Origin of the sequence: Actinomadura sp. NTSP31 (assembly GCF_041951385.1) — a bacterium.
Classification (GTDB): Bacteria; Actinomycetota; Actinomycetes; order Streptosporangiales; family Streptosporangiaceae; genus Spirillospora; species Spirillospora napierensis.
Genome location: NZ_JBGNUT010000006.1, coordinates 18,737 through 43,750, shown reverse-complemented (window position 1 = coordinate 43,750; position 25,014 = coordinate 18,737). Strand labels below are relative to the sequence as shown.

Annotated in this window: 25 protein-coding genes and 1 pseudogene; 5 read left to right on the top strand and 21 right to left on the bottom strand. The window is 73.8% G+C overall.

Going from position 1 to position 25,014, the window contains the following annotated elements:
• Positions 1–77 precede the first annotated feature (77 nt).
• On the top strand, positions 78–827 hold the full coding sequence (locus ACA514_RS12010; protein ID WP_375041493.1) for an HAD family hydrolase: 750 nt from the start codon (positions 78–80) through the stop codon (positions 825–827).
• Complete coding sequence (locus ACA514_RS12005) at positions 824–3,211, top strand: glycoside hydrolase family 65 protein (protein WP_375041149.1); 2,388 nt, start codon at positions 824–826, stop codon at positions 3,209–3,211. The genes ACA514_RS12010 and ACA514_RS12005 overlap by 4 nt, the downstream gene beginning before the upstream one ends.
• Positions 3,212–3,425: 214 nt before the next feature.
• On the opposite strand, the pseudogene soxR reads toward ACA514_RS12005, so the two are convergent.
• The 7 genes and pseudogenes from soxR to ACA514_RS11970 form a co-directional block, all read right to left on the bottom strand.
• A pseudogene (soxR, locus tag ACA514_RS12000) lies at positions 3,426–3,899 on the bottom strand (redox-sensitive transcriptional activator SoxR); the annotation flags it as partial.
• A gap of 96 nt (positions 3,900–3,995) precedes the next feature.
• Complete coding sequence (locus ACA514_RS11995; protein WP_375041148.1) at positions 3,996–4,565, bottom strand: DUF421 domain-containing protein; 570 nt, start codon at positions 4,563–4,565, stop codon at positions 3,996–3,998.
• A 118-nt stretch (positions 4,566–4,683) separates the two neighbouring features.
• Positions 4,684–6,501, bottom strand: coding sequence for a phosphoenolpyruvate carboxykinase (GTP) (locus ACA514_RS11990; protein ID WP_375041147.1), 1,818 nt, complete (start codon positions 6,499–6,501; stop codon positions 4,684–4,686).
• A 178-nt stretch (positions 6,502–6,679) separates the two neighbouring features.
• Positions 6,680–7,762, bottom strand: coding sequence for an ABC transporter ATP-binding protein (locus tag ACA514_RS11985; protein WP_375041146.1), 1,083 nt, complete (start codon positions 7,760–7,762; stop codon positions 6,680–6,682).
• Positions 7,759–8,544 (bottom strand): ABC transporter permease, encoded by a 786-nt coding sequence (locus tag ACA514_RS11980; RefSeq protein WP_375041145.1) that lies wholly within the window; start codon positions 8,542–8,544, stop codon positions 7,759–7,761. Before ACA514_RS11980 ends, ACA514_RS11985 begins: the two co-directional genes overlap by 4 nt.
• A complete protein-coding gene (modA, locus tag ACA514_RS11975; protein ID WP_375041144.1) occupies positions 8,541–9,314 on the bottom strand; it encodes a molybdate ABC transporter substrate-binding protein in 774 nt (257 codons plus the stop codon). The genes ACA514_RS11980 and modA overlap by 4 nt, the downstream gene beginning before the upstream one ends.
• A gap of 17 nt (positions 9,315–9,331) precedes the next feature.
• Positions 9,332–9,739, bottom strand: a complete 408-nt coding sequence (locus tag ACA514_RS11970) for a molybdopterin-binding protein (protein ID WP_375041143.1) — start codon at positions 9,737–9,739, stop codon at positions 9,332–9,334.
• Between the two features lie 180 nt (positions 9,740–9,919).
• Between ACA514_RS11970 and ACA514_RS11965 the strand changes: the two genes are divergently transcribed.
• The 3 genes from ACA514_RS11965 to ACA514_RS11955 all read left to right on the top strand — a co-directional run bounded on the left by ACA514_RS11965 (position 9,920) and on the right by ACA514_RS11955 (position 12,156).
• Entirely contained in the window at positions 9,920–10,945 is a 1,026-nt protein-coding gene (locus ACA514_RS11965) for an alpha/beta hydrolase (RefSeq protein WP_375041142.1), read from the top strand.
• 66 nt (positions 10,946–11,011) lie between these two features.
• Positions 11,012–11,437: a PPOX class F420-dependent oxidoreductase gene (locus ACA514_RS11960; RefSeq protein ID WP_375041141.1), complete on the top strand. Its 426-nt coding sequence runs from the start codon at positions 11,012–11,014 to the stop codon at positions 11,435–11,437.
• 77 nt (positions 11,438–11,514) lie between these two features.
• Complete coding sequence (locus tag ACA514_RS11955) at positions 11,515–12,156, top strand: hypothetical protein (RefSeq protein WP_375041140.1); 642 nt, start codon at positions 11,515–11,517, stop codon at positions 12,154–12,156.
• A 70-nt stretch (positions 12,157–12,226) separates the two neighbouring features.
• On the opposite strand, the gene ACA514_RS11950 is transcribed toward ACA514_RS11955, so the two are convergent.
• From ACA514_RS11950 to ACA514_RS11885, 14 genes are all read right to left on the bottom strand, one after another.
• On the bottom strand, positions 12,227–12,430 hold the full coding sequence (locus ACA514_RS11950; RefSeq protein WP_375041139.1) for a hypothetical protein: 204 nt from the start codon (positions 12,428–12,430) through the stop codon (positions 12,227–12,229).
• Positions 12,431–12,606: 176 nt separating this feature from the next.
• A complete protein-coding gene (gene der, locus ACA514_RS11945) occupies positions 12,607–13,977 on the bottom strand; it encodes a ribosome biogenesis GTPase Der (protein WP_375041492.1) in 1,371 nt (456 codons plus the stop codon).
• 51 nt (positions 13,978–14,028) lie between these two features.
• A complete protein-coding gene (cmk, locus tag ACA514_RS11940) occupies positions 14,029–14,691 on the bottom strand; it encodes a (d)CMP kinase (protein WP_375041138.1) in 663 nt (220 codons plus the stop codon).
• Positions 14,692–14,935: 244 nt separating this feature from the next.
• Positions 14,936–16,036: a prephenate dehydrogenase gene (locus tag ACA514_RS11935; protein WP_375041137.1), complete on the bottom strand. Its 1,101-nt coding sequence runs from the start codon at positions 16,034–16,036 to the stop codon at positions 14,936–14,938.
• Between the two features lie 45 nt (positions 16,037–16,081).
• Entirely contained in the window at positions 16,082–16,444 is a 363-nt protein-coding gene (aroH, locus tag ACA514_RS11930) for a chorismate mutase (protein WP_375041136.1), read from the bottom strand.
• Between the two features lie 39 nt (positions 16,445–16,483).
• A complete protein-coding gene (locus tag ACA514_RS11925; protein ID WP_375041135.1) occupies positions 16,484–17,215 on the bottom strand; it encodes a pseudouridine synthase in 732 nt (243 codons plus the stop codon).
• Positions 17,212–17,868, bottom strand: coding sequence for an SMC-Scp complex subunit ScpB (scpB, locus tag ACA514_RS11920; RefSeq protein ID WP_375041134.1), 657 nt, complete (start codon positions 17,866–17,868; stop codon positions 17,212–17,214). Before scpB ends, ACA514_RS11925 begins: the two co-directional genes overlap by 4 nt.
• Entirely contained in the window at positions 17,861–18,766 is a 906-nt protein-coding gene (locus ACA514_RS11915; RefSeq protein WP_375041133.1) for a segregation and condensation protein A, read from the bottom strand. Before ACA514_RS11915 ends, scpB begins: the two co-directional genes overlap by 8 nt.
• Positions 18,767–18,899: 133 nt before the next feature.
• On the bottom strand, positions 18,900–19,676 hold the full coding sequence (locus ACA514_RS11910; RefSeq protein ID WP_375041132.1) for a hypothetical protein: 777 nt from the start codon (positions 19,674–19,676) through the stop codon (positions 18,900–18,902).
• A 66-nt stretch (positions 19,677–19,742) separates the two neighbouring features.
• Positions 19,743–20,195: a hypothetical protein gene (locus ACA514_RS11905; RefSeq protein ID WP_375041131.1), complete on the bottom strand. Its 453-nt coding sequence runs from the start codon at positions 20,193–20,195 to the stop codon at positions 19,743–19,745.
• Positions 20,177–21,043, bottom strand: a complete 867-nt coding sequence (locus tag ACA514_RS11900) for a ParA family protein (RefSeq protein WP_375041491.1) — start codon at positions 21,041–21,043, stop codon at positions 20,177–20,179. The genes ACA514_RS11905 and ACA514_RS11900 overlap by 19 nt, the downstream gene beginning before the upstream one ends.
• Positions 21,044–21,237: 194 nt before the next feature.
• Entirely contained in the window at positions 21,238–22,200 is a 963-nt protein-coding gene (gene xerD, locus ACA514_RS11895; protein WP_375041490.1) for a site-specific tyrosine recombinase XerD, read from the bottom strand.
• 341 nt (positions 22,201–22,541) lie between these two features.
• A complete protein-coding gene (locus tag ACA514_RS11890) occupies positions 22,542–23,234 on the bottom strand; it encodes an NUDIX domain-containing protein (RefSeq protein ID WP_375041130.1) in 693 nt (230 codons plus the stop codon).
• On the bottom strand, positions 23,231–24,913 hold the full coding sequence (locus ACA514_RS11885) for a CTP synthase (RefSeq protein ID WP_375041129.1): 1,683 nt from the start codon (positions 24,911–24,913) through the stop codon (positions 23,231–23,233). The genes ACA514_RS11890 and ACA514_RS11885 overlap by 4 nt, the downstream gene beginning before the upstream one ends.
• Positions 24,914–25,014: the final 101 nt, after the last annotated feature.

Below are 25,014 nucleotides of genomic sequence, written 5' to 3'. Positions count from 1 at the left end.
CCCGCATGTCCTGTTCCGGCGAGGGAACGGGAACGCACGTTGAGGACCATGGCGATCGTGTCATCCAGGGGGTGCGGATGCTTGGACTGCCGGACGCGGCGGCGGCATGTCTGTTCGATCTCGACGGGGTGCTTACCCGGACCGCCGCCGTGCACGCGGCGGCCTGGAAGGAGATGTTCGACGGCTACCTGCGCGAACGCGCGCGGGAGACGTCCGAGCCGTTCGTCCCCTTCGACCCGGTCAAGGACTACGGGCGCTACGTCGACGGCAAGAAGCGCGAGGACGGGACGCGCTCGTTCCTGGAGTCGCGCGGCATCGCCCTGCCCGAGGGCGATCCGGACGACCCGCCGGAGAACGCCACCGTCCGCGGCCTCGGGAACCGCAAGAACGCCCTGGTCCTCAAGCTGATCGAGGAGAAGGGCGTGGAGACCTTCGACGGGTCGATCGACTTCGTCCGCGCGGCCCGCGCGGCCGGGCTGAAGACGGCGGTGGTGTCCTCCAGCGCCAACACCGTCCAGGTGCTGAGCTCCGTCGGCATCACCGACCTGTTCGACGCCCGGGTGGACGGCGTCGTCGCGGCGGACCGGAACCTGCCCGGCAAGCCCGCGCCCGACATGTTCCTCGCGGGGGCGAAGGAGCTGGACGTGCCCGCCGCGCGGGCCGTGGTGTTCGAGGACGCGCTCGCCGGAGTGCAGGCGGGCCGGGCCGGCGGGTTCGCCTACGTCGTCGGCGTCAACCGGGTCGACGACGAGCACGCCGAGGCGCTCGCCGAGCACGGCGCCGACGTGGTCGTGAACGACCTTTCCGAGCTGCTGGAGGGCAAGTGACCGACCGGGAAGGGCAGACCAGCGTCGACCGGCCGGCCTTCACGGTGGAGCCGTGGTGCGTGCGCGAGCCGGAGCTGCGGCTGGACCGGCTGGCGCAGAGCGAGTCGGTGTTCGCGCTGTCCAACGGCCATCTCGGCATGCGCGGCAACCTCGACGAGGGCGAGCCGCACGGCATGCCGGGCACCTACCTGAACTCCTTCTACGAGCAGCGGCCGCTGCCGCACGCCGAGGTCGCCTACGGCTACCCCGAGTCCGGGCAGACGGTCATCAACGTCACCAACGGCAAGGTGATCCGGCTGCTGGTGGACGACGAGCCGCTGGACGTGCGGTACGGGCGCGTCCACCACCACGAGCGGGTGCTCGACATGCGGGAGGGCACCCTCACCCGGCATGTGGAGTGGACCTCCCCCGCCGACCAGCGCATCAAGGTGACGTCGGTGCGGATGGTGTCGCTGACGCAGCGGGCCGTGGCGGCGATCTGCTACGAGGTGGAGCCGGTCAACCAGTCCATGCGGGTCGTCGCGCAGTCGGAGCTGGTGGCCAACGAGGCGCTGCCGGACGGCAACAAGGACCCGCGCGCCTCGGCGATCCTGGACCACCCGCTGATCAGCGAGGAGCACGTCGCCAACGGCACCAAGGTGCTGCTGCTGCACCGGACGCGGCAGAGCGGCCTGCGGATGTCGGCGGGCATGTCGCACCACATCGAGGGCCCCGAGTCGATGGCGATCGAGACCGAGAGCTCGCCCGACGTGGGCCGGCTGACGGTCGCGACGCGGCTGGAGCCGGGGCAGCGGCTGCGGATCATCAAGTACCTGGCGTACGGGTGGTCCAGCCAGCGGTCCCGGCCGGCGCTGCACGACCAGGTGGTCGGGGCGCTGGCGGGCGCGCGGCAGACCGGCTGGGAGGGGCTGCTGGCCGAGCAGCGCCAGTACCTGGACGACTTCTGGTGCGGCGCCGACGTGGAGGTCGACGGGGACGCCGAGATCCAGCAGGCGGTCCGGTTCGGGCTGTTCCACACCCTCCAGGCGGGCGCCCGCGCGGAACGCCGCATGATCCCGGCGAAGGGGCTGACGGGCCCGGGCTACGACGGGCACACGTTCTGGGACACCGAGACGTTCGTGCTCCCGGTGCTGACCTACACCGCGCCCGACGCCGCCGCCGACGCGCTCGCCTGGCGGCACATGACACTGCCGCTGGCGTGCGAGCGGGCCAACCAGCTCGGCCTGTCCGGCGCCGCGTTCCCGTGGCGGACGATCCGCGGCCACGAATGCTCCGGCTACTGGCCCGCCGGCACCGCGGCGTTCCACATCAACGCCGACATCGCCGACGCCGTCGCCCGGTACGTCGACGCCACCGAGGACGTGCAGTTCGAGCGGGAGATCGGGCTGGAGATCCTGGTGCAGACGGCGCGGCTGTGGCGCAGCCTCGGCCACCACGACGTCGGCGGCGTGTTCCGCATCGACGGCGTCACGGGCCCCGACGAGTACAGCGCGGTCGTGGACAACAACGTCTACACCAACCTGATGGCGCGCCGGAACCTGCTGGAGGCGGCGGAGACGGCGATGCGCCATCCCGACATGTGCGACCGGCTCGGCGTGGACGCCGAGGAGGCCGCGTCGTGGCGGGACGCGGCGGCGGCGATGGTGATCCCCTACGACGAGCGGCTGGGCGTCCACCCGCAGAGCGAGAACTTCACCAACCACGCCCGCTGGGACTTCGCGGCGACCAAGCCCGACCACTACCCGCTGCTGCTGAACTTCCCCTACTTCGACCTGTACCGCAAGCAGGTGGTCAAGCAGGCCGACCTGGTGCTGGCGCTGCACCTGTGCGGCGAGGAGTTCACCGACGAGCAGAAGGCCCGCAACTTCGAATACTACGAGGGCCTGACGGTCCGGGACTCGTCGCTGTCGGCGCAGACGCAGGCGGTGGTCGCGGCCGAGGTCGGGCATCAGGAGCTGGCGCACGACTACCTCGGCGAGACCGCGCTGATGGACCTGCACGACCTGAACCACAACACCCGCGACGGGCTGCACGTGGCGTCGATGGCGGGCGCGTGGAGCGGCCTCGTCGCCGGGTTCGGCGGGATGCGGGCCGGCGGCGGGCGGCTGCGGTTCGCGCCGCGGCTGCCGGGCGGCATCAGCCGGCTGGCGTTCCGGATGCGGTACCGGGGCAGCCGGGTGCGGGTCGAGGTCACCGCGGAGTCGGCCACCTACGAGCTGCTCGACGGCCCGGACATCCGGCTGTGGCACCACGGCGACGAGTTCGAGCTCGGGGACGAGCCGGTCACGCTGCCGATCGAGCAGCTCCCGGCCCGTCCGGCGCCGACCCAGCCGGTCGGCCGGGAGCCCGCGCCGCGCCGCATCGACCCGCACAGCCGCGACTAGCGCTCCCCGCGAGACCCGGCGGCCGGACCCGGCGGCCGACCTGCGCGCCCTCGCGGTCGGGCGGTCGGCGGGTTCAGCGTGCGGCGGTGCAGGGGGCGCCGTCGCAGTCGCCGAGGACCGCCTCGCCCAGCGCCGTCCCGTTCTGCGCCGCGGGCGCGTCGCAGGGAGCGCCGTCGCCGTGGGCCGTGCCGTCCTGCGCCGGGCGGGCCACAGCGCCGCCGCGTGCCGCGTCGCGGTCGACGAGCAGCCGGCGCGGGCCGGGCCCCTCGTCGCCGAGCCGGTCGTAGGGGTTGGCGAGCGCGCACTTGCTGATCGACAGGCAGCCGCAGCCGATGCACTCGGTCAGGTCGTCGCGGAGGCTCTCCAGCTGCCGGATGCGGGCGTCCAGGTCGGCGCGCCACAGGTCCGACAGCCGCGTCCAGTCGGCGACGGTCGGGGTGCGCTCCTCGGGGAGCGTGGCGAGGGCGTCCCTGATCTCGGCGAGCGGGATGCCGACCCGCTGCGAGACCTTGATGAACGAGACGCGGCGGAGCGTGTCGCGGCTGAAGCGGCGCTGGTTGCCGGCGGTGCGGCGGCTGCTGATCAGGCCCTTGGCCTCGTAGAAGTGCAGCGCCGAGACGGCCACGCCGCTGCGCTCGGCGAGTTGCCCGACGGTCAGTTCGTGCTTGCGGTGCTCCAGGCGCGTCATGGTCCGCATCCTATGCGACCTCAACCGGACTTGAGGTTGCCGGCGGAACCGGCGGCGACCGCCCCGGACCGCCCCGGACCGCCCCGGAGCGCCCAGTCAGCGCTGGGCGGCGAGCCGTTCCAGGTGCCGTTCGATGCGCTCCAGCCGCGCGCGCAGGTCGGCGACGTCGGCCGCCGTCGCGGACTGCTCCTCCTCCCGCAGCCGGACCACGACCGCGCCGCCCGGCTCCAGGGTGACCAGCCGGGTGTCGGCGACGTCGTCGCCGCCCTGCTCCTGGATCGCCTCGTCGACGTCGCCGGGACGCAGCCCGAGCCGCAGCAGCGTCCGCCGCCGGTACGCGCCGTCCTGCGCCAGCACGCTCGCCCGGCCGTGCACGAGCCCGGACAGCCACGGCACGAACACCGCCGCGCGCACCAGCGCCGCGTTCAGCGCCAGCAGCACCACGGCGCCGAGCACTCCCCCGGTCAGCGAGTCGTCCGGGCCGATGACCGCGTTCTGCACGACGTTGGACAGCAGCAGCATGACCACGAAGTCGAAGCCGTTGAGCTGCGCGAGCTCCCGTTTCCCGGCCACCCGCAGCAGCACGACGACCACCAGGAAGACCGCGACCGACCGGGTCACCTTGTCCGCCACCGGGACGCCCATCCCGAACAGGTCATGCCACATGTTCCGCTCCCGCTTCTCCAAAGGGCCGCGCCCGCTCGCCGAAGGATCTCAGGCGAGCGGGCGCGGGCGGGCGATTCGAGGCCGTCCCGGCGCGGCCGGCGGGACGGGCGCCGGAGGCTCAGGCCTCCAGGCGGCGGACCAGGTCGTGGTACTCGTCCCACAGCGCCTTCGGCATGTGGTCGCCGAACTTCTCGAAGAACTCCGGCACGAGGGCGGCCTCCTGCTTCCACACCTCGGTGTCGACCGACAGCAGCGTCTCCAGGTCGGCGTCGTCGAGGTCCAGGCCGTCGGTGTCGAGCGCCTCCCGGGTCGGCAGGTGCCCGATCGGGGACTTGGCGGCGTCGGCCTTGCCGTTGAGGCGCTCGACGATCCACTTCAGCACCCGGCTGTTCTCGCCGAAGCCGGGCCAGATGAACTTGCCGTCGGCGTTCTTGCGGAACCAGTTGACGTAGTAGATGCGCGGCAGCTTCTCGGCGTCGGTGGCCTTGCCGATCTCCAGCCAGTGGCCGAAGTAGTCGCCCATGTTGTAGCCGCAGAACGGCAGCATGGCGAACGGGTCGCGGCGCAGCTCGCCGACGGTGCCCTCGGCGGCGGCGGTCTTCTCCGAGGCTATGTTGGCGCCGAGGAAGACGCCCTGCTGCCAGTCGAAGGACTCGGTGACCAGCGGGACCGCGGACGCGCGGCGGCCGCCGAACAGGATCGCCGAGATCGGCACGCCCTTCGGGTCCTCCCACTCGTCCGCGGCGATCGGGCACTGCCCGGCCGGGGTGGTGAAGCGGGCGTTCGGGTGCGCGGCGGGCGTGTCGGACGCGGGCGTCCAGTCGTTGCCCTTCCAGTCGGTCAGGTGCGCGGGCGGCTCGTCGGTGAGGCCCTCCCACCACACGTCGCCGTCGTCGGTGAGCGCGACGTTGGTGAAGATGCTGTTGCCCCACAGCGTCCTCACCGCGTTGGCGTTGGTGCTCTCGCCGGTGCCGGGCGCGACGCCGAAGAAGCCGGCCTCGGGGTTGATCGCGTAGAGGCGGCCGTCGTCGCCGAACCGCATCCAGGCGATGTCGTCGCCGATCGTCTCGACCTTCCAGCCCGGGATGGTCGGCTCCAGCATGGCGAGGTTGGTCTTGCCGCACGCCGACGGGAACGCGGCGGCGACGTAGCGGGTCTCGCCGGCCGGCGGGGTCAGCTTCAGGACGAGCATGTGCTCGGCCATCCAGCCCTCGTCGCGGGCCATCGTCGAGGCGATGCGCAGCGCGTAGCACTTCTTGCCCAGCAGGGCGTTGCCGCCGTAGCCGGACCCGTAGGACCAGATCTCCCGGGTCTCGGGGAAGTGGGTGATGTACTTGGTGGAGTTGCACGGCCACCTGACGTCGGCCTGCCCCGGCTCCAGCGGCGCGCCCACCGAGTGGACGGCCTTGACGTAGGAGCCGCGCTCCTCGATCAGCCGCAGGGCGCCCGTGCCCATCCGCGTCATGATCTTCATCGAGACGGCGACGTAGGCGGAGTCGGTGATCTCGACGCCGAGCTGGGAGATCTTCCCGCCGAGCGGGCCCATGCAGAAGGGCACCACGTACATGGTGCGGCCCTTCATGCAGCCCTCGAAGAGCCCGTTGAGAGTCCGCCTCATCTCGCCGGGCGCGACCCAGTTGTTGGTCGGGCCCGCGTCCTCCTCCTTCTCGGAGCAGATGAACGTCCGGTCCTCGACGCGGGCCACGTCGGTCGGGTCGGACGCGGCGTGGAAGCTGTTGGGCCGTTTGGCCGGGTCGAGGCGCGTGAGGGTGCCCTGCTCGACGAGCAGGCCGGTCAGGCGCTCCCACTCCTCGTCCGAGCCGTCGCACCACTCGACGCGGTCGGGCCCGGTCAGCTCGGCGATCCCGCGTACCCACTCAACTAGTTCGGTGTGGCCGGTAGGGGCCTGGTCGAGGCCGGGGACCTGGTTGGACACGGGCAACTCCTTCAGCTGTTCGCAGGATGTTTGCATGATGAACAAGACCCGACGTTTTTGCCATTTGGTCTGGACCAATCCCGGCGGCTTCCGGGCCTTCCCGCACCCTTTTGTGATTGATATCACTGAAGCACGGGCGGCACGGGCGCCGTCCGGCCGCCCGGCCGCGTGGAGCCGCTCAAGCTGGGTAAACGTGAGTTTCGGTGGCCTTCACGGCCGCCCATATGGTGCTGCCCTCGGACAATTGGAGCTCGGCGACCGAGGCCGGAGTGATGTCCGCGACGGCGTCGAAAGGCGGCCCGGACAAGCGGACCCGCACCCGGTCCCCGTGACGCTCGATGGCCGTGACACGCGTGCGCCACAGGTTGCGCGGGCTGCCGTCCGGGCGAGTGCGGTACAGCGCCACCGATGATGGCGCGAACGCCAGGAAGACCTCACCCTCGGGCGAGTCGACTGTGTCCAGTGCGTACTCGCCTTCGGTGCCGCCGATGACTACGGTGCCCCCTTCGGCCCTCCCCCGGTACAGGTTCAGCCCGACCAGCCGTGCCACGTAGTCGGTCCGGGGCCGGCGGGCGACCTCGGCGGGCGCGCCCTCCTGGACCAGCCGGCCGCCCTCCACCACCACGATCCGGTCCGCCAGGACCATCGCGTCCAGCGGGTCGTGGGTGACGAGCACGGCGGCGCCCGCGAACCCGGCGAGATGGCGGCGCAGCGCGGCCCGGATCTCCAGCTTGGTGTGCGCGTCGAGCGCCGCGAGCGGCTCGTCCAGCAGCAGCAGGCCCGGCTCGACGGCCAGCGCGCGGGCCAGCGCCACCCGCTGCGCCTGCCCGCCCGACAGTGCCCGCGGGCGCGCGGACGCGTGCTCGGCGACGCCCACCCGGTCCAGCCATTCGGCCGCGCGGCGCCGCGCGGCGCGCCGCCCGGCGCCCTGGCAGCGCGGCCCGAACGCGACGTTCTCCAGCACGCTGAGGTGCGGGAACAGCAGGTAGTCCTGGAAGACCATGCCGACGCCGCGCCGGTCGGGAGGCAGCGGGCGCAGGTCCGTCCCGTCCAGCCGGAGGTGGCCGCCGGCCATCGCGACGAGCCCGGCGAGCGCGCGCAGCGCGGTGCTCTTGCCCGCGCCGTTCGGCCCGAGCAGCGCGACGACCTCGCCGGGCGCGGCGGCGAGCGCCAGGTCCAGGTCGAACCCGGCGCGCCGCACGACGAGCCGCGCGTCCAGGCCCTTCGCGTCCGCTCCCGGCTCGCGTCTCCCCCGGCTCATGTCTCCACCCAGCGGTCGCGGAGCGCGGCCAGCACGGCCACCGACACCGCCAGCAGCACCAGGCTCAGCACGATCGCGGCCTGCGGGTCGTTCTGCAGCGCGAGGTAGACCGCGAGCGGCATCGTCTGGGTCCGGCCGGGGAAGTTGCCCGCGAAGGTGATCGTCGCGCCGAACTCGCCGAGGGCCCGCGCCCAGCACAGCACCGCGCCGGCCGCGACGCCGGGCGCCACCAGCGGCAGCGTGACGCGGCGGAAGACCGTCCAGCGGCCGGCGCCGAGGGTGGCGGCGGCCTCCTCGTAGCGCAGGTCGGCGGCGCGCAGCGCGCCCTCCACGCTGATCACCAGGAACGGCATCGCGACGAACGTCTCGGCGAGGACCACGCCGGCGGTGGTGAACGGCAGCGTGATCCCGAACGCCGAGTCCAGCCACGCGCCGACCAGGCCGCGGCGGCCGAGCGCCAGCAGCAGCGCCACGCCGCCGACGACCGGCGGCAGCACCAGCGGCACGGTGACCAGCGCCCGGACGAGCCGCAGACCGGGGAAGGACGCCCGCGCCAGCACCCAGGCCAGCGGCACGCCGAGCAGCAGGCACACGCCGGTGCTGATCGTGGCGGTCACCAGCGACAGCCGCAGCGCCTCGAGCACCTGGCCCTGGCCGAGCCGGGTGCCGAGGGTGGACCACGGGGCGCGGGCGAGGAGCCCGGCCAGCGGCAGCACGAGGAACGCCAGCCCGGCCAGCGCGGGCAGCAGCAGGAACCAGGGCGGCCGGCCGGACCGGCTCACGGCGCCTCGAAGCCCGCCCCGGTGAGCGCGGCCCGGCCCTGCGCCCCGAGGACGAGCTGGATGAACTGCTTGGCGAGCGCGTCCTGCGGCGCCTTCCTCACCTCGACGATCGGGTAGTCGTTGACCGCCTTGGCCGACTCGGGGAACTCGATGGCCTTCACCTTGGCGCCCGCGGCCTTGGCGTCGGTGCGGTAGACGAGCCCCGCGTCGGCCTCGTCGAGGCCGACCTTGGTGAGCACCGCCTTGACGTCGCTCTCCTCGGACGCGGGCTTCACCGTGACGTTCGCCGCCGCGAGCGCCTTCTTCGCCGCCGCCCCGCACGGGACCGCCGGCGCGCACAGCACGACCTTGAGCCCGGAGCGCGCCAGGTCCGGCAGCTTGGCGACCCTGCCGGGGTTCTTCGGCGGGACGGCGATGACCAGCCGGTTGCGGGTGAACACCTGCGGGGTGCCGTCTGCGTCCCCGGCGTCGGTGACGGTCTTCATCGTGGCCGGGCTGGCGGAGGCGAACACGTCCGCCGGGGCGCCCTGCGTGATGCCCTGCGCGAGGCTGTCGCTGCCCCCGAAGTTGAACCGGACCTTCACCCCTGGATGCGCGGCCTCGAAGGTCTTGCCGAGCGCGGTGAACGTCTCGGTGAGCGACGCCGCCGCGAACACGGTGAGCGTCTTGGAGCCGCCGCCCGAGGACTCGTCGTCGCCGGTGTCGCCGCAGCCGGCCGCCGCCAGGGCCAGGGACGCCGCGAGCACGGCCGCCGATGTGCGCTTGAACATGTCTCTCCTCAAGGGGGTCAGCCCGGGTCGGACACCTCGACGACGACGTTGGTGGACTTCACCACGGCCTCGGCGACCACGCCGACCCGCAGGCCGAGCTCGTCGGCCGCCTCCCGGCTCATCAGCGACACCACCCGGAACGGCCCCGCCTGGATCTCCACCTGGGCCATCACGCCGTCCCGGACGACCTCGGTGACGATCCCGCGCAGCCGGTTGCGCGCCGAGGAGAACCGCTCGGCGTGCTCGGGGGCCGCGGCGCCGCGCGCCTGGTCGCGCACGAAGGCGGCCAGCTCGGCGCCCGGCACCCGCCGGTGCCCGTGCTCGTCGCGCTCGGCCGGCAGCCGCCCGCCGTCCACCCAGCGCCGGACGGTGTCGGTGCTGACACCGAGCAGCGCGGCCGCCTCACTGATCCTGAACGTCGTCACGAGGAAAGATCGTAGCCCTCGCAGATGCGACCTGCATCTGTGCATATGGCCAGAATTTGCGAGCTAGCAAGGCCGATCTCGCTGGCAGTTGCCACAGGCACACCTCTGTTGCCCCCGGCTTCGCACCGGCGGCGCCCGGATGTCACCATCTACTTACATCCCCGTCGCGAGGAGGACCCGGTGCCGCAGCCACGCCCGACGACCCTGGTCATCGAACGCCGCGGGACCGCGAGCCTGCGGTCCCGCGCCGTCTCCGCAGGCATCCGCCGGTTCCTGCGCCCCCGGCTCGCCAAGGCCGCCGCGCTGCCCTTCGACGACCGGGCGCTGCGGCGTGCCGCGTCCCTCGACAGGCTCGCCGGACGCGCCCCGACGCCGCGGAGCATCCGCATCGAGAAGGTCCGCTTCGACGGGTTCGGCGCGGAATGGGTGCGCGGGCCGGGCGCGTCCGCGTCCCGCGACAAGGTGATCCTCTACCTGCACGGCGGCGGCTGGGTCTCCTGCGGCCTCAACACCCACCGCCGGATGATCGCCTCGTTCAGCTCCGCCGCCCGGGTCCCCGCCCTGTCGGTCGACTACCGGATGATCCCCGCCGTCCCGTTCGAGCGGGAGGTCGAGGACTGCCTCGCCGCCTACCGGTGGCTGCTGGACGAGCGCGGCACCGACCCCGCGAACATCGTGATCATGGGCGACTCGGCGGGCGGGCACCTCACCTTCGCCACCGCGCTGCGCGCCCGCGACGAGGGCCTGCCGATGCCGGCCGCGCTGGCCGCCCTGTCCCCCATGCTCGACATGGACCTGGAGAGCAAGCTCGCGCACGCCAACATGGGCCTCGACCCGTCCGACCCGGGCGTGCTGCTGGAGAACCTGGTGGAGGCATTCCTCGGCCACCTCGACCTGAAGGACCCGGCGGTGTCGCCCGTCCGCGCCGACCTCGCCGGGCTGCCGCCCGTCCTGCTGACGGCCGGGTCCACCGAACTGCTGTACTGCGACTCCGAACTGATGGCGCGGCGGCTCGCCGAGGCCGGCGTGCCCACGACGCTGCAGGTGTGGGACCGGCAGATCCACGTCTTCCAGATGTTCGGCCCGTACCTGCCCGAGTCCCGCGCGGCGATCGCCTCGCTCGGCGCGTTCGTCCGCGACGCGCTGGCCGGCGGGCTCGCCGCCCCGGGCCGCGACACGCCGGTCGGCCTGGAGAGCGCCGGTTGACCTGAATCGCGCTTGAGGTCCTAGCGTCGGTCCCGAACGCACCAGTGCAGCGATGGGAGACCGATGATGACCGACCCGTTCACCCCGGCCGAGCGCGCCTACCTGTCCGGGCAGGGCCTCGGCCGGCTGTCCACGATCGGCCCGGACGGCGGGCCGCAGACGCGCCCGGTCGGGTTCCGGCTGAACGACGACGGGACGATCGACATCGGCGGCCCCGCCAACGCCGCCAGCCGCAAGTACCGCAACATCCTCGAGAACCCGCGGGTGACGTTCCTCGTCGACGACCTGGCCCCGGCCGACGACCCGGACGCGGTGCGGCCCGGCTGGGGCCGCGGCGTGGAGATCCGCGGGACGGCCGCGCCGGTCAAGGGCCGGATGCACATCGGCGAGGGGTACTTCAGCGACGACCTGATCCGGGTCCGCCCGGTCCGCGTGATCAGCTGGCACATCGACGCCGCGCACCCCGAGCAGCAGACCCGCACCGTCGCGTGAAACGGCGGTGTGGGCGCCTGCGCCGGGGGTAAAGGGGGACAAAACAGAAGCACATAGCCCGGTCAGGAGGAATGATCATGACTGGGACCATGCGAGTACCGCGCAGCCGGGGCGGGATCAGCGGGATCCTGCTGGTGCTGCTGGGCTTGTGGGGCGGCCTGCTCCCCTTCGCCGGCCCCTACTTCGACTTCGGGTTCGCCCCCGACGACACCTGGGTCTACAACACCGACCGGCTCCAGCTCAGCATCGCGCCCGCGGCGGCCGCGGTGCTGGGCGGGCTGATCGTGCTGTTCAGCGCGAACCGCGCGTTCGCGATCCTCGGCGCGTGGCTGGGCGTCCTCGGCGGCGCCTGGTTCGTCGTGGGCGGGCCGCTCGCCACGCTGTGGGACGTGCCCGGCGTCGGCGCGCCGCTCGGCACCACCAACGGCCGGCACCTCGCCGAGCAGCTTTCCGGATTCGCCGGGCTCGGCGTCGTCATCGTGTTCTTCGCGGCGCTCGCCCTCGGCCGGTTCGCGGTGGTGGGCGTCCGCGAGGCGGTGCCGCCGGACGGGCCGGGGCGCGAGGAGTCCGGCACCACGCAGCCGCTGGTGTTCGGCCGGTACGCGCGCGAGGGCGCGGAGCCCGGCCGGCCGGGGCAGCCCGGCTCGCCGCAGCCGCCGCTGCCGCGGCCTCCGGGCGACCAGCGGGTGGCCGGCGAGCAGGGCGGGCTCGAGCGGTAGCGCCCCGCCCTACAGAACGGCCGAGGTAGACAGAGCCGAGGCGGGGCCGTCGGGGCCGTCCGGGACGGCGTCAGCGGTTCTTGTGGCGCATGTTCCGGACGGACTTGGTGGTCTCGTAGCTGCCCTTCTCGTCGTCCAGCTTCACGTCGTCGCGGTCGGTGAACATGGCGACGAACGCGATCACCAGGCCGACGCCGCCGAGCCACGGCTCGCGCCAGACGAAGCTGGCCGCCACGCAGGCGACCGCCACGGAGATGAGCAGCAAGAGCTTCACGTCGCACCCCTCGACCCGCGCCCTGGTGTCCGGGAGAACCGTTCACCCAGACTAGAACAGCCATTCGTTGCGGGATCAACGAGTAATGGAAGACTTACCCGGGTCCCGCAGGAGCATCCTGGCATGCCGCGGCCCGCCGGGGAAAGATCCCGGCGGGCCGCGACCGGATTTTCCGGCTACTTGCGGGCCTTGCCGCGCTTCTCGCGGATCTTCATCGCGATGTCCAGCGGCGTCCCTTCGAACCCGAACTCCTCGCGCAGCCGGCGCTCGATGAACCGCCGGTACCCCTCCTCGAGGAACCCCGAGGTGAACAGCACGAACCGGGGCGGCCGCACCCCCGCCTGCGTCGCGAACAGCACGCGCGGCTGCTTGCCGCCGCGCACCGGGTGCGGGTGGGAGTTCACCAGGTCGGCGAAGAACTGGTTCAGCTTCGACGTCGGGACGCGGGTGCCCCAGCCCTCCAGCGCCGTGTCGATCGCCGGCACGAACCGGTCCATGTGCCGGCCCGTCTTGGCGGAGATGTTCACCCGCGGCGCCCACCGCGCGTTGTGCAGCTGCCGGTCGATCTCGCGCTCCAGGTAGTGGCGGCGCTCCTCGTCCAGCAGGTCCCACTTGTTGTAGGCGATGACCAGCGCCCGGCCCGAGTCGATCACCATCGAGACGATCCGCAGGTCCTGCTCGGCGAGCGGCTCGTCCGCGTCCACCAGCACCACCGCGACCTCGGCGCGCTCCAGCGCCGACTGGGTGCGCAGCGTCGCGTAGAAGTCGGCGCCCTGGTTCTCCCGGTGCCGCCGCCGGATCCCCGCCGTGTCGATGAACCGGAACGTCCGGTCGCCCAGCTCGATCAGCTCGTCGACCGGGTCGCGGGTCGTGCCGGCCACCGCGTCCACCACGGCCCGGGTCTCCCCCGCCAGCTTGTTCAGCAGGCTGGACTTGCCGACGTTCGGGCGGCCCAGCAGCGCGATCCGGCGCGGCCCGCCCTCCGCGCCGAACGTCTCGCGCGGCGCCTCCGCGGGCAGCGCCTCCAGCACCGCGTCCAGCAGGTCGCCGCTGCCGCGGCCGTGCAGCGCCGACACCGGGTGCGGCTCGCCGATGCCCAGCGACCACAGCAGCGCCGCGTCCGCCTCGGCGCCCTGGTCGTCGACCTTGTTCGCCACCAGCACCACCGGCTTGCCGGACCGGCGCAGGATCTCCACCACGGCCTCGTCCACGTCCGTGGCGCCCACCGTCGCGTCCACCACGAACATCACCACGTCGGCCAGCTCCACCGCCAGCCGGGCCTGCTCGGCGATCGCCGCCGCCAGCCCGGCCGCGTCCGGCAGCCAGCCGCCGGTGTCGACGACGGTGAACCGCCGCCCGCTCCAGGTCGCGTCGTAGGCGACCCGGTCCCGGGTCACCCCCGGCACGTCCTCCACGACCGCCTCACGGCGCCCCAGGATGCGGTTGACCAGCGTCGACTTGCCGACGTTGGGCCGGCCGACCACCGCGACCACCGGCGCGGGCGGCGCGTCGGCGGCCACGTCCTCGGCGACGTCCACGGTCTCGATCTCGTATTCGCTCACAGTCCATATCCCCACAGGGGCCGTCAGGCCGCCCGCTCACTCATGCTCTTTGGCGAGGCGGACGACCGCCTCGATGACCTCGGCGAGGCCCAGCTCCGTCGAGTCGATCTCCTGCGCGTCGGCCGCCTTCGCCAGCGGCGACGCCTTCCGGGTGGAGTCCAGCCGGTCGCGGCGCGCCTGCTCCGCCTGCGTGACGGTCACCGACGCTCCCGGGTCGGCCGCCAGGTCCTTCGCGCGGCGGGCCGCCCGCACCTCCTCGCTGGCGGTGAGGTACACCTTGACCGGCGCCTCCGGGGCGACGACCGTGCCGATGTCGCGTCCCTCCACCACGATGCCCCCGGCCGCCATGATCTCACGCTGCAGCTCCACCAGCCGCGCCCGGACGGCGGGGACGGCGCTGACCGCGCTGACCGCGTTGGTCACCTCGCGGGTGCGGATCGGCTCGGAGACGTCCTGCCCGTCCACCGTGATCGTGGGCGCGTCCGGGTCGGTGCCCGACTCGATCACCGGGTCGCCGGCGCGGGCCGCGACCGCCCCCGCGTCCCGCACCGGGACGCCGTTGCGCAGCATCCACCACGTCATCGCGCGGTACATCGCGCCGGTGTCGAGATAGCGCAGGCCGAGCGCGCGGGCGACGCCCTTGGACGCGCTGGACTTGCCCGATCCGGAGGGGCCGTCCATGGCGATGACGAGCGGCACGATCGCTCCCTTTCGTCGGCATCGAAGCGCCCGCCGGCAGGGGCGGGCGGCGGGCGGGGCGGGCGGCGGAACGCGAGCGTCTCCCTCGCGGGGCCCAGCGCTCCAGGCTACCGGCCCGCGCCCACCACCGCGGCCCATCGCTGCGCACCGCGCTCCACCGCACGGGGCACCGGGTCAGACCGCGGCCGAGCGGGCCCGCCGGAGCCCGCCGCGTCGCGGCTCGACCTGAGGGAGGGCGGGCCCGTCAGCGGCCCGGGACCGACCAGCCGCGGGCGCGCAGCTCGGCGGCGAGCGTGTCGGCCGCCTCCGGCACCACCGCCAGCTCCAGCACGCCCAGCGGGCGGCCCGGCGAATGCTCGATCGTCACGTCCTCGATGTTGACCCCCGCGATCCCCGCCGCCTGGAAGATCATCGCGAGCTCGCCCGGCCGGTCCGGGATCACCACCTGCACCGTCGCGTACGCCGACTGGCCGCCGCCGTGCTTGCCCGGGATCCGCGACCGGCCCGCGTTCCCGCGCAGCAGCAGGTCCGCGACGTGCGCCGCGGCGCCCTCGCTGCCGTCGCGCAGCAGCGACGCCGCCACCGCGAGATCGGTCGCGACCCCCTCCAGCACGTCCGCGACCGGCTCGGCGTTCGCCGACAGGATCCCGATCCACAGCCGCGGGTCGCTGGCCGCGATCCGGGTGACGTCCCGGACGCCCTGCCCCGCGAGGCCCAGCGCCGTGTCGTCGGCGCCGGTCAGCCGCGCCGCGACCGCCGCCGACACCACGTGCGGGCCGTGCGACACCAGCGCCACCGCCCGGTCGTGCTCGGCGGCGCCGACCCGCACCGGCATCGCTCCGCACGCCTTCGCCAGCGCGGTCACCGCCGCCACCGCCTCCGGCGCCGCCTCAGGGGTCGCGCACAGCGCCCACGGACGGCCGAGGAACAGGTCGGGACGCGCCGCGCCCGGCCCGGACCGCTCGCTGCCGGCGAGGGGATGCCCCGCCACGAACGCCGACAGGTCGCAGCCCAGCTCGGCCGCCTGCGCCAGCGGCAGCGCCTTCACGCTCGCCACGTCGGTGTACGCCCTGGCCAGGCCGCGCTTCTGCGCGTCCAGCAGCGTCACCGCGACCGCGGCGGGCGGCACCGCCAGCACCGCCAGGTCCGCGGGCTCCGCCGACGCGCCGTCCGGCAGCGCCCGGCCCGCGCCCAGCTCGACGGCCAGCTCCAGGGCGGCCGCGTCCCGGTCGGTCAGCAGCACCTCGGCGCCCCGCTCGCGCATCGCCAGCGCGATCGACGTGCCGATCAGGCCCGTCCCGACCACGACGATGCGGCCCACCACGTCCTCGTTCACGCCCGTCACCCTACTGCGCCCCGTCCGCCCCCACTTGCCGTGCGATGTCCGGGCTCACTGCGCGATGTCCAGCCTGAGCGCCTTCGCGCCGCGCAGGTAGACGTGCTGGACCTCCGCACGCGGCCGGTCCGTCGCGACGTGCGCCATCAGCCGGATCACCCGCGGCAGCGCGTGCGGCACCGCGATCTCGGCGGCGCACATCAGCGGCACCTCCTGGAAGCCGAGCTTGCGCGCGGCCAGCGCGGGGAACTCCGCGGTCAGGTCCGGCGTCGCCGTGAACAGGACGCTGATCACATCGTCGGTCGTCAGCCCGTTGCGGCCCATCACCTCGCTCACCAGCTCGGCCGTCGCCGCCAGGATCTCCTCCCGGTCGTCGGCGTCCACCTGCGTCGCCCCGCGGACCGCGCGTACCGCCACCTCGCACCCTCTCCGTGTCGTCCGAATCGCCGGCCCGGGCTACAGCCCGACCGCCTTGTACAGCTCGCCGATCTCCTGCACCGTCAGCGCCCGCATCCCGCCCGGCTTCAGCTGGCCGAGCTTGATCGGCCCGAACTCGATGCGGGCCAGCTGCTGCACCGGGAAGCCGACCTCCTTCAGCAGCCGCCGCACGATGTGCTTGCGCCCCTCGTGCAGGGTGATCTCCACCAGCACCCGCCGGCCGACCTGGTCGAACACCCGGAACTTGTCGGCCTTGGCGGGGCCGTCCTCCAGGGTCACCCCGGCGCGCAGCCGCTTGCCGAGGTCGCGCGGGATCGGCCCGTGGATCTCGGCGAGGTAGGTCTTGAACACCCCGTAGCTCGGGTGCGTGAGGCGGTGGGCGAGCTCCCCGTCGTTGGTGAGCAGGATCAGGCCCTCGGTGTCGGTGTCGAGCCGGCCGACGTGGAACAGCCGCTCCGGCACCTCGACGTAGTCCTCCAGGGACTTGCGGCCCCGCTCGTCCGACATCGTGCTGACCACGCCGCGCGGCTTGTTGATCATGTAGTACCGGGTCTCGGCGCGGGTCTCGACGCGCTTGCCGTCCACGTGGATGACCGCGCGCTCCGGATCGACGCGCTCGCCGAACCGGAACACCCGCTTGCCGTCGACGGTGACGCGGCCCTCGCCGATCAGCTCCTCGCAGTGCCGGCGGCTGCCGATCCCGGCCTCGGCCAGCACCTTCTGCAGCCGCACGCCCTCAGTGTCTGTCACGTTTCCTCAACTATGTCTTCTGGCAGGTCGTCGGGGAGGTAGGGGGCCAGCTCCGGCAGCTCGCCGAGCTCGCGCAGCCCCAGCCGCTCCAGGAAGTACCCGGTGGTGCGGTACAGGTGCGCGCCGGTCTCCGGTTCCTGGCCGGCGTTCTCGATCAGGCCGCGCAGGGTCAGCGTCCGGATCACGCCGTCGCTGTTGACGCCGCGGATCGCCGACACCCGCGCCCGGCTCACCGGCTGCCGGTAGGCGACGACGGCGAGGGTCTCCAGCGCGGCCTGCGTCAGCCGGGCCTGCTGGCCGTCGGTGACGAACCGCTCCACCACCGGGGCGCACACGTCCCGGGTGTAGAACCGCCAGCCGCCGGCGACCTCCCTGAGGTCGAACCCCCGGCCCTGCTCGGTGTATTCCGCGGCCAGCTCCCGGAGGGTCGCGCCGATCTCGCCGCGCGGCCGCTCCAGCAGCTGCGCCAGGGTGATCTCCGCGACGGGCTCGTCCACCACCAGCAGGAGCGCCTCGATCGAGGCGCGCAGCCCCGGGAGGCCCTCAGGCGGGTCTTCGGGGGCGTCTTCGGGCCGGTCCGCGTGCCCGGCCTCGGGCGCCTCCTCGTCCGCGGGACGGTGCTCCGGCGTGCCCGGGCCCGGTCCGTCAGTCATCGTCTGCCTCGTCCTTCCCGTCCTTGTCGGCGGCGTCCGCGGCGGCGGCCTGCTCGCGGGAGCCCTCGTAGTCGTCGCCGACCGCCACGTCGCCCTCGTCGCTGCCCGTCCAGGTGACGTGCAGCTCGCCGAGCGGCTCCAGCTGCTCGAACGTGACGGACCGGTCCCGGTACAGCTCCAGCAGCGCCAGGAACCGCGCGACGACCTCGTAGGTGCCCGCGGCGTCGGACGCCAGGACCCGGAAGGTGGTCTTGCGGAGCCGCCGCAGCTTCTCGACGACGATCTCCGCCTGCTCCTTGACGCTCGCCTTCGGCTGGTACATGTGCTCGACCGACACCGAGGGCGGCGCCTTCGGGGCGAGCGCCCTGGCCGCGAGCCGGGCGAACTCCTCCGGGCCGAGGCCGAGCAGCACCTCCGGCAGCAGCCCGGCGAACTTCGGCTCCATCGGCACCAGGCGCGGGAACCGCCGGCCCGCCTCGGCCATCCGGCCGGCGAGCACCCGCGCGACCTCCTTGTAGGCGCGGTACTGCAGCAGCCGGGCGAACAGCAGGTCGCGGGCCTCCAGCAGGGCCAGGTCGTCCTCGTCGTCGACCTCGCCGGACGGCAGCAGCCGCGCCGCCTTCAGGTCCAGCAGGGTCGCGGCGACCAGCAGGAAGTGGCTGGCCTGGTCGAGGTCCCACTCCTTGCCGTGGGAGCGGATGTGCGCGATGAAGTCGTCGGTGACCTTGTGCAGGGACACCTCGGTGATGTCCAGCTTGTGCTTGGAGATCAGCCCGAGCAGCAGGTCGAAGGGGCCGTCGAAGTTGTCGAGGTGGACGCGGAAGCCCTGCTCCTCGCCGTCGGCCCGCTCCGGGCCGCCCGCCGGCTCTGGCCCCCGCTCCGGCTCCGTCTCGTCCACGTCGCTCACGGTAGCGGAGGACGCCGCCCGCCCGGTGCTGCCCGGCCACATGCTCACCGGCCCCATCGTCCCACGCCCGGCGGGGTGCGGGCGCCCGGCCGGGGCGGCGGGCGGGCGCGGGGGCGCGCGGCCGTCAGGACGGGCGGCGCCCGGTGATCCGGGCGATCAGGTCCTCGGCCTCGGAGCGGGTGAAGCGGCCGGAGATCTGCACCGAGCCGCCGGTGATGGGGCCGCCGCTGACCGTCGGCGCGGACAGCACCCGCCCGCCGACGACCATCGCGATCCGGTTCGCCGGCGACCCGGGCGCCTGCCGCGCCGCCTGCCCGGTCAGGTCCCCGAACGCGCGGGCGTCCGCCTCGGTCAGTTCCATCTGGACCGCCCAGGACGTGGTGCCGCCGGCCGGCGGCACCGCCTTCATGTGCCGGACGCGGCGGACGGTCATGCCGCCCCCGGCGAGCCGGTAGCAGGAGGCCCCGGACGCCTCAGGCTGGGTCCCGGGTGCCTCGGGCAGCGTCCCGGCCGCGCACGGCGCGTGGGAGACCTCGGCGACCTGCTGGAGGATCATCGGCTGCCGCAGCGCGGCCGGCCCGCCGTCGTACCCGTCGCCGCCGCGCGTCGCGAGGTAGGTCACGGCACCGGCGAGCAGGAGGACGGCGACGAGGGCCGCGCCGCCGGCGAGCAGGAGGACCGGCGTGCGGCGGGAGCGCGGCGGGGGCGGCGCCTGCGCGCTTCCCGGCAGCGGAAAGGCCGCCGGCGGGGCGCCCGGCGCGGGCCCGTAGCCGGGCGGAGGCGCGAACGGAGGAGGCGGCGGACCCTCACCGGAGGGCGGGGGCGCGTAGATGGGCGGCGGCGGCCGGAACGGCTCGGGCGGCTTCGGCGGCTCGGACGGGTCGTCGGGGGGCTGGCCCATGCGAATCCCTCGCTGCGGGGTCAGGGGGTGCGCGGCATCAGGAGGTGCGGTGTCAGGAGTGTGGTGTCAGGAGGTGTCGCGCAGGCGGCGGACGAGCGTGCTGTGCTCGCCGAGCGCGTCGAAGTCGCCGATCATCGCCGCGACGGCCTCGCGGACGAGCCGGCCCCGGTCGACCGGCAGCGCGTGGTCGGCGCGCAGCCGCAACCGCAGCTGCTCCAGCGCGAGCAGCTCGTCGGAGGAGATGTACACGGTGATCTTGGAGTCGTGGCGCTGCCGGCCGCTCGGGCGGTGCCCGGCGTCCGGCACCGTGACCCGGGACGGGCCGGTGCCCGGCACCGCGCGCTCCGCCCCGGCCTGCTCCGGAGCGGCGTACTCCGGGTACTCCGGGACGGCGTGCTCCGGACGTGCGCGCCCGGGTGCGGGCCGGTTCCCGGACGGGCCGGGAGCGGGGCCGGGCGGCGGCGCGGTGGGCCGGAAGATCTCATCGACACCGGGCAGCCTTACCCGACGTGAGCCCACCTTCCGAGCACCTCCCGCGCCAGACCCCGGTATGCGTTCGCGCCCATCGAGTTCGGGTCGAAGTACGTGATCGGCTCCCCGGCGACGGTCGCGTCTGGAAACCGTACCGTGCGGTTGATGACCGTGTGGAACACCTTGTCGCCGAAGGCCTCGACGATCCGGCCGAGGACCTCGCGGGTGTGCAGGGTCCGCGAGTCGTACATGGTGCCGAGCACGCCGTCGATGGCGAGGCCCGGGTTGATCCGGCCCTGCACCTTCTCGATGGTCTCCATCAGCAGCGCGACGCCGCGCATCGCGAAGTACTCGCACTCCAGCGGGATCAGCACGCCCTCGCTGGCGGCCAGCGCGTTCACGGTGAGCAGGCCGAGCGACGGCTGGCAGTCGATCAGGATGTAGTCGTAGTGCGGGATCGCCGACTTCAGCGCGCCCTGCAGGATGTACTCGCGGCCGACCTCGTGGACGAGCTGGACCTCGGCGCCGGACAGGTCGATGTTGCTCGGCAGCAGGTCCATGCCGTCGACGCCGGTGTCCAGGACGATGTCCTCCCACTCGGTGTCGCGTTCGAGCAGCAGGTTGTGGATCGTCATGTCGAGCTGGCGCGGGTCGCCCTTGCCGAGGCCGACCGACAGGGCGCCCTGCGGGTCGAAGTCGACGAGCAGGATCCGGCGGCCGTACTCGGCGAGCGCGGCGCCCAGGTTGATCGTCGTGGTCGTCTTGCCGACGCCGCCCTTCTGGTTGCAGACGGCGACGATGCGGGCGGGCCCGTGTTCGGCCAGCGGTTCCGGCTCCGGAAAGACGGGTACGGGTCGCTGAGTCGGGCCGAGGGCCCGACTCGGATCGGTCTCTATGGTGGCGGAGGAGAGAACTCCATGCCCGCCGTTCCTGCTAGTCACCAGATCCCTCCCCGGCGGCCGGGAAATGCCGTCCAGAACGGGGACTCTAGGGCCCCGTCCCCCACGTCTCAAGCCGACGCGCGCCGAGTGTCGGGATTTGTCGCGGCGGCGCGGCCCTGCGCCCGGGTGCGCGGGGCGGGCGCGGACGCTCAGCTCCGGGCGCGCGGGTGCGAGGTGGCGTAGACCTCGCGCAGCAGCTGGACCGTCACCAGAGTGTAGACCTGCGTGGTCGTCACGGAGGCGTGTCCGAGCAATTCCTGCACGACGCGCACGTCGGCGCCGCCGTCGAGCAGGTGGGTGGCGAACGAGTGCCGCAGCGTGTGCGGCGACACCTTCGTCAGCCGGGCCCGGTCGGCGGCGGCGCGCAGCACCATCCAGGCGCCCTGGCGCGACAGCCGCCCGCCGCGGGCGTTCAGGAACAGCGCCGGGCCGCCGCGTCCGGCGCCGGCGAGCTCGGGGCGGGCCCGGACGAGGTAGGCGTCGACGGCCCGCGCCGCGTAGTCGCCGATCGGGACGACCCGGGCCTTGCCCCCCTTGCCGGCGACCCGCGCGAACCCCTCGGCGAGGTCGACGTCGTCGACGTCCAGGCCGACGGCCTCGGAGATCCGCGCGCCCGACCCGTACAGCAGCTCCAGCAGGGCGCGGTCGCGCAGCCCGCGGGCAGTGCCGGCGTCGTCGCCGGACGGTCCGGCGGCGGCCGCGAGCAGCCGCTCCACCTCCTCCAGCGTGATGGCCTTGGGCAGCCGGCGCGGCGGGGTGGGCGGCTTGACGTCGTGCGCGGGGTCGCCGGACGCCAGGCCCTCGCGCAGCGCGAACCGGTGCAGGCCGCGGACGGCGACGAGGGCGCGCGCGGCCGAGCCCGCCGACAGCGGCGGATGCTCCTCGTCGCCCTCGCGCAGCCCCATCAGGTACGCGCGGACGTCGTCCTCGGTGATGTCGGCGATGGAGGTGCGGCCCCGTCCGTCCTGGACCCGGACGTAGCGGCGCAGGTCGCGGCGGTAGGACGACAGCGTGTTGGCGGCCAGGCCGCGTTCGACGGCCAGGTGGCCCAGGTAGGTGCGCACCGCCGCCCCGAGCGCGGAGCCGGCGCCCGGGCCGGAGCCGGCGTCCAGGCCCGGGTCCTGAGGGGCGGGGTCCTGAGCGGCGGCGTCCTGGGCGGGGGGCCGCGCGGCGGGCCGGCGGGTCGTGCTCGGGGACAGTTGCGGCACCTCTTCAGACGGTCTCTGCGGGCTTGATCGGCTCGGTCGGGGCGGGCTCGAGGCGGGACGAGACGTGCCCATCATGCCCCCTCCCACCGCGTCGCGCAGGCGTCATCGGCGCGGCCGTGTCGCATGTCGCGCCGACACCGTCCCGGCGGGCCCGCCATGCGGCCCGGCCCGGACACGGGAACGCCCCGCCGCCCCGTAGAGGGCGGCGGGGCGTTCCCGGGGTCGCGGGCGCGACCGTCGCGGCGTCAGCCCTCGGGGGCGTCCACGGGGCGCAGGTCGCGGTAGCCGCCGGCGCGCGCCGCGTGCACCGCGAGGATCCCCACGCAGGCGATCATGTTGTGCACGTCGCCGGCGAGGACCTTGCGGACGGCCTCGTCCAGCGGCACCCAGACGACCGGCATGTCGGCCTCCTCGTGCACCCGCTCGAAGTCGATCTCCTCGGCGGGCACCCGCGTCAGGTCGCGGGCGAGGAAGATCCGGCTGCGCTCGTTCGACATCCCGGACGAGGGGAACACGTCGGCGAGGGTGTCCCAGCGCGCGGCGCGGTACCCGGCCTCCTCCAGCAGCTCCCGCGCGGCGAGCTCGTGCAGCGGCTCGCCCTCGACGTCGCGCAGCCCGGCGGGCGTCTCCCACAGCAGCCGCTCGACGGGGTGCCGGTACTGGCGCAGCAGGAGTACGCGGTCGCGGTCGTCGAGGGCGAGGACGCCGACCGAGCCGAGGTGCTCGATGACGTCGCGCCCGACGACCTCGGTGCCGCCGCCGGGCCCGCTCGGCATCTCGACCCGGTCGCGGCGGACGTTGAAGACGTGCCCCTCGAACGCGGTCGACTCCTCGACGACGTTCCAGCGCTCCGGCCGGTCGCGGACGTCGTCCGGGCCGAGCTCGGGACCGGGCCGTGCCGGGTCGAGCTCCGGCTCGGACCGCCGGCCGGCGCTCACGAGGCGTCCGCCGCGTCCGCCGCGCGGGTGCCCGCGTAGTCGATCGCCGCGGCGACCAGGCCGGTGAACAGCGGGTGCGGCCGGGTCGGCCGGGACCGGAACTCCGGGTGCGCCTGCGTGCCGACGAAGAACGGGTGGTTCTCGCGGGGCAGCTCGACGTACTCGACGAGCCGGCCGTCCGGCGACAGCCCGGAGAACCGCAGCCCCGCCTCCTCCAGCCGGCCGCGGTAGGCGTTGTTGACCTCGTAGCGGTGCCGGTGCCGCTCGGCGACCTTCGCCTCCCCGTACAGCTCCCGGACCACCGACCCCTCGGCGAGGTCCGCGGGGTAGAGCCCGAGCCGCATCGTGCCGCCCATGTCCCGCTCGCCGGCGACCACGTCGAGCTGGTCGGCCATGGTGGCGACCACCGGGTGGGCGGTGGTGGCGTCGAACTCGGCGCTGCCGGCGCCGGCGAGCCCGCCGAGCGTCCGCGCCGCCTCGATCACCATGCACTGCAGGCCGAGGCAGATGCCCAGCAGCGGGACGCGGTTCTCCCGCGCGTGCCGGACCGCGCCGAGCTTGCCCTCGATGCCGCGGACGCCGAACCCGCCGGGGATCAGCACGCCGTCCACGCCGTCCAGCTCCCGCGCGGCGCCCTCCGGGGTCTCGCAGTCGTCGCTCTTCACCCAGCGGATGTGCACCTTGGCGTCGTTGCCGAACCCGCCGTGCCGCAGCGCCTCGGTGACCGACAGGTAGGCGTCCGGCAGGTCGATGTACTTGCCGACCAGCGCGATCGTGACCTCGCGGGCGGGCCGGTGGACGCGCCGCAGCAGCCGGTCCCAGGCGCCCCAGTCGACGTCCCGGAACGGCAGCCCGAGCCGGCGCACCACGTAGGCGTCCAGGCCCTCGGCGTGCAGCACCTTCGGGATGTCGTAGATGGACGCGGCGTCCACCGCGGACACCACGGCCTCGCGGTCCACGTCGCACATCAGGCTGATCTTGTGCTTGAGCCCGTCGGTGATCGGCCGGTCCGAGCGGCACACGATCGCGTCGGGCTGGATGCCGATGGAGCGCAGCGCGGCGACCGAGTGCTGCGTCGGCTTGGTCTTCAGCTCGCCGGACGGGCCGATGTAGGGCAGCAGCGACACGTGCAGGAAGAAGCAGTTGTCGCGGCCGATCTCGTGCCGGATCTGCCGCACCGACTCCAGGAACGGCAGCGACTCGATGTCGCCGACGGTCCCGCCGACCTCGGTGATGACGATGTCGACGTCGGTGTCGTCCGCCATCCCCCGGATCCGGTCCTTGATCTCGTTGGTGATGTGCGGGATGACCTGCACGGTGTCGCCGAGGTACTCCCCGCGCCGCTCCTTGGCGATCACGTTGGAGTACACCTGGCCGGTGGTGACGTTCGCGGACCCGTGCAGTTCGGTGTCCAGGAACCGCTCGTAGTGGCCGATGTCCAGGTCGGTCTCGGCGCCGTCGTCGGTGACGAACACCTCACCGTGCTGGAACGGGTTCATCGTGCCGGGGTCGACGTTGAGGTAGGGGTCGAGCTTCTGCATGGTGACCCGCAGCCCGCGGAGGGTGAGAAGCCGGCCCAGGCTGGACGCCGTCAGTCCCTTGCCGAGGCTGGAGGCGACACCGCCGGTGACGAAGAGGTGCTTGGTAGGACGTGATCTACCAGTGGCTGCCGAAGGCAAGAAGGCGCTCCCGTGGTCGTTGCGAGGCGGCGTTCACCGAAGGGCTCGGTACCGCACTGTCCACGGGCCACCAGAATAACAGGCACGTCCGGGTACACCGT

Coding starts and splice junctions, on each gene's coding strand:
- ACA514_RS12010 (WP_375041493.1), top strand. CDS start 78: ATGCTTGGACTGCCGGACGCGGCGGCGGCATGTCTGTTCGATCTCGAC.
- ACA514_RS11995 (WP_375041148.1), bottom strand. CDS start 4,565: ATGTGGCATGACCTGTTCGGGATGGGCGTCCCGGTGGCGGACAAGGTG.
- ACA514_RS11985 (WP_375041146.1), bottom strand. CDS start 7,762: ATGAGCCGGGGGAGACGCGAGCCGGGAGCGGACGCGAAGGGCCTGGAC.
- modA (WP_375041144.1), bottom strand. CDS start 9,314: ATGTTCAAGCGCACATCGGCGGCCGTGCTCGCGGCGTCCCTGGCCCTG.
- ACA514_RS11960 (WP_375041141.1), top strand. CDS start 11,012: ATGACCGACCCGTTCACCCCGGCCGAGCGCGCCTACCTGTCCGGGCAG.
- ACA514_RS11955 (WP_375041140.1), top strand. CDS start 11,515: ATGACTGGGACCATGCGAGTACCGCGCAGCCGGGGCGGGATCAGCGGG.
- scpB (WP_375041134.1), bottom strand. CDS start 17,868: ATGACTGACGGACCGGGCCCGGGCACGCCGGAGCACCGTCCCGCGGAC.
- ACA514_RS11910 (WP_375041132.1), bottom strand. CDS start 19,676: ATGGGCCAGCCCCCCGACGACCCGTCCGAGCCGCCGAAGCCGCCCGAG.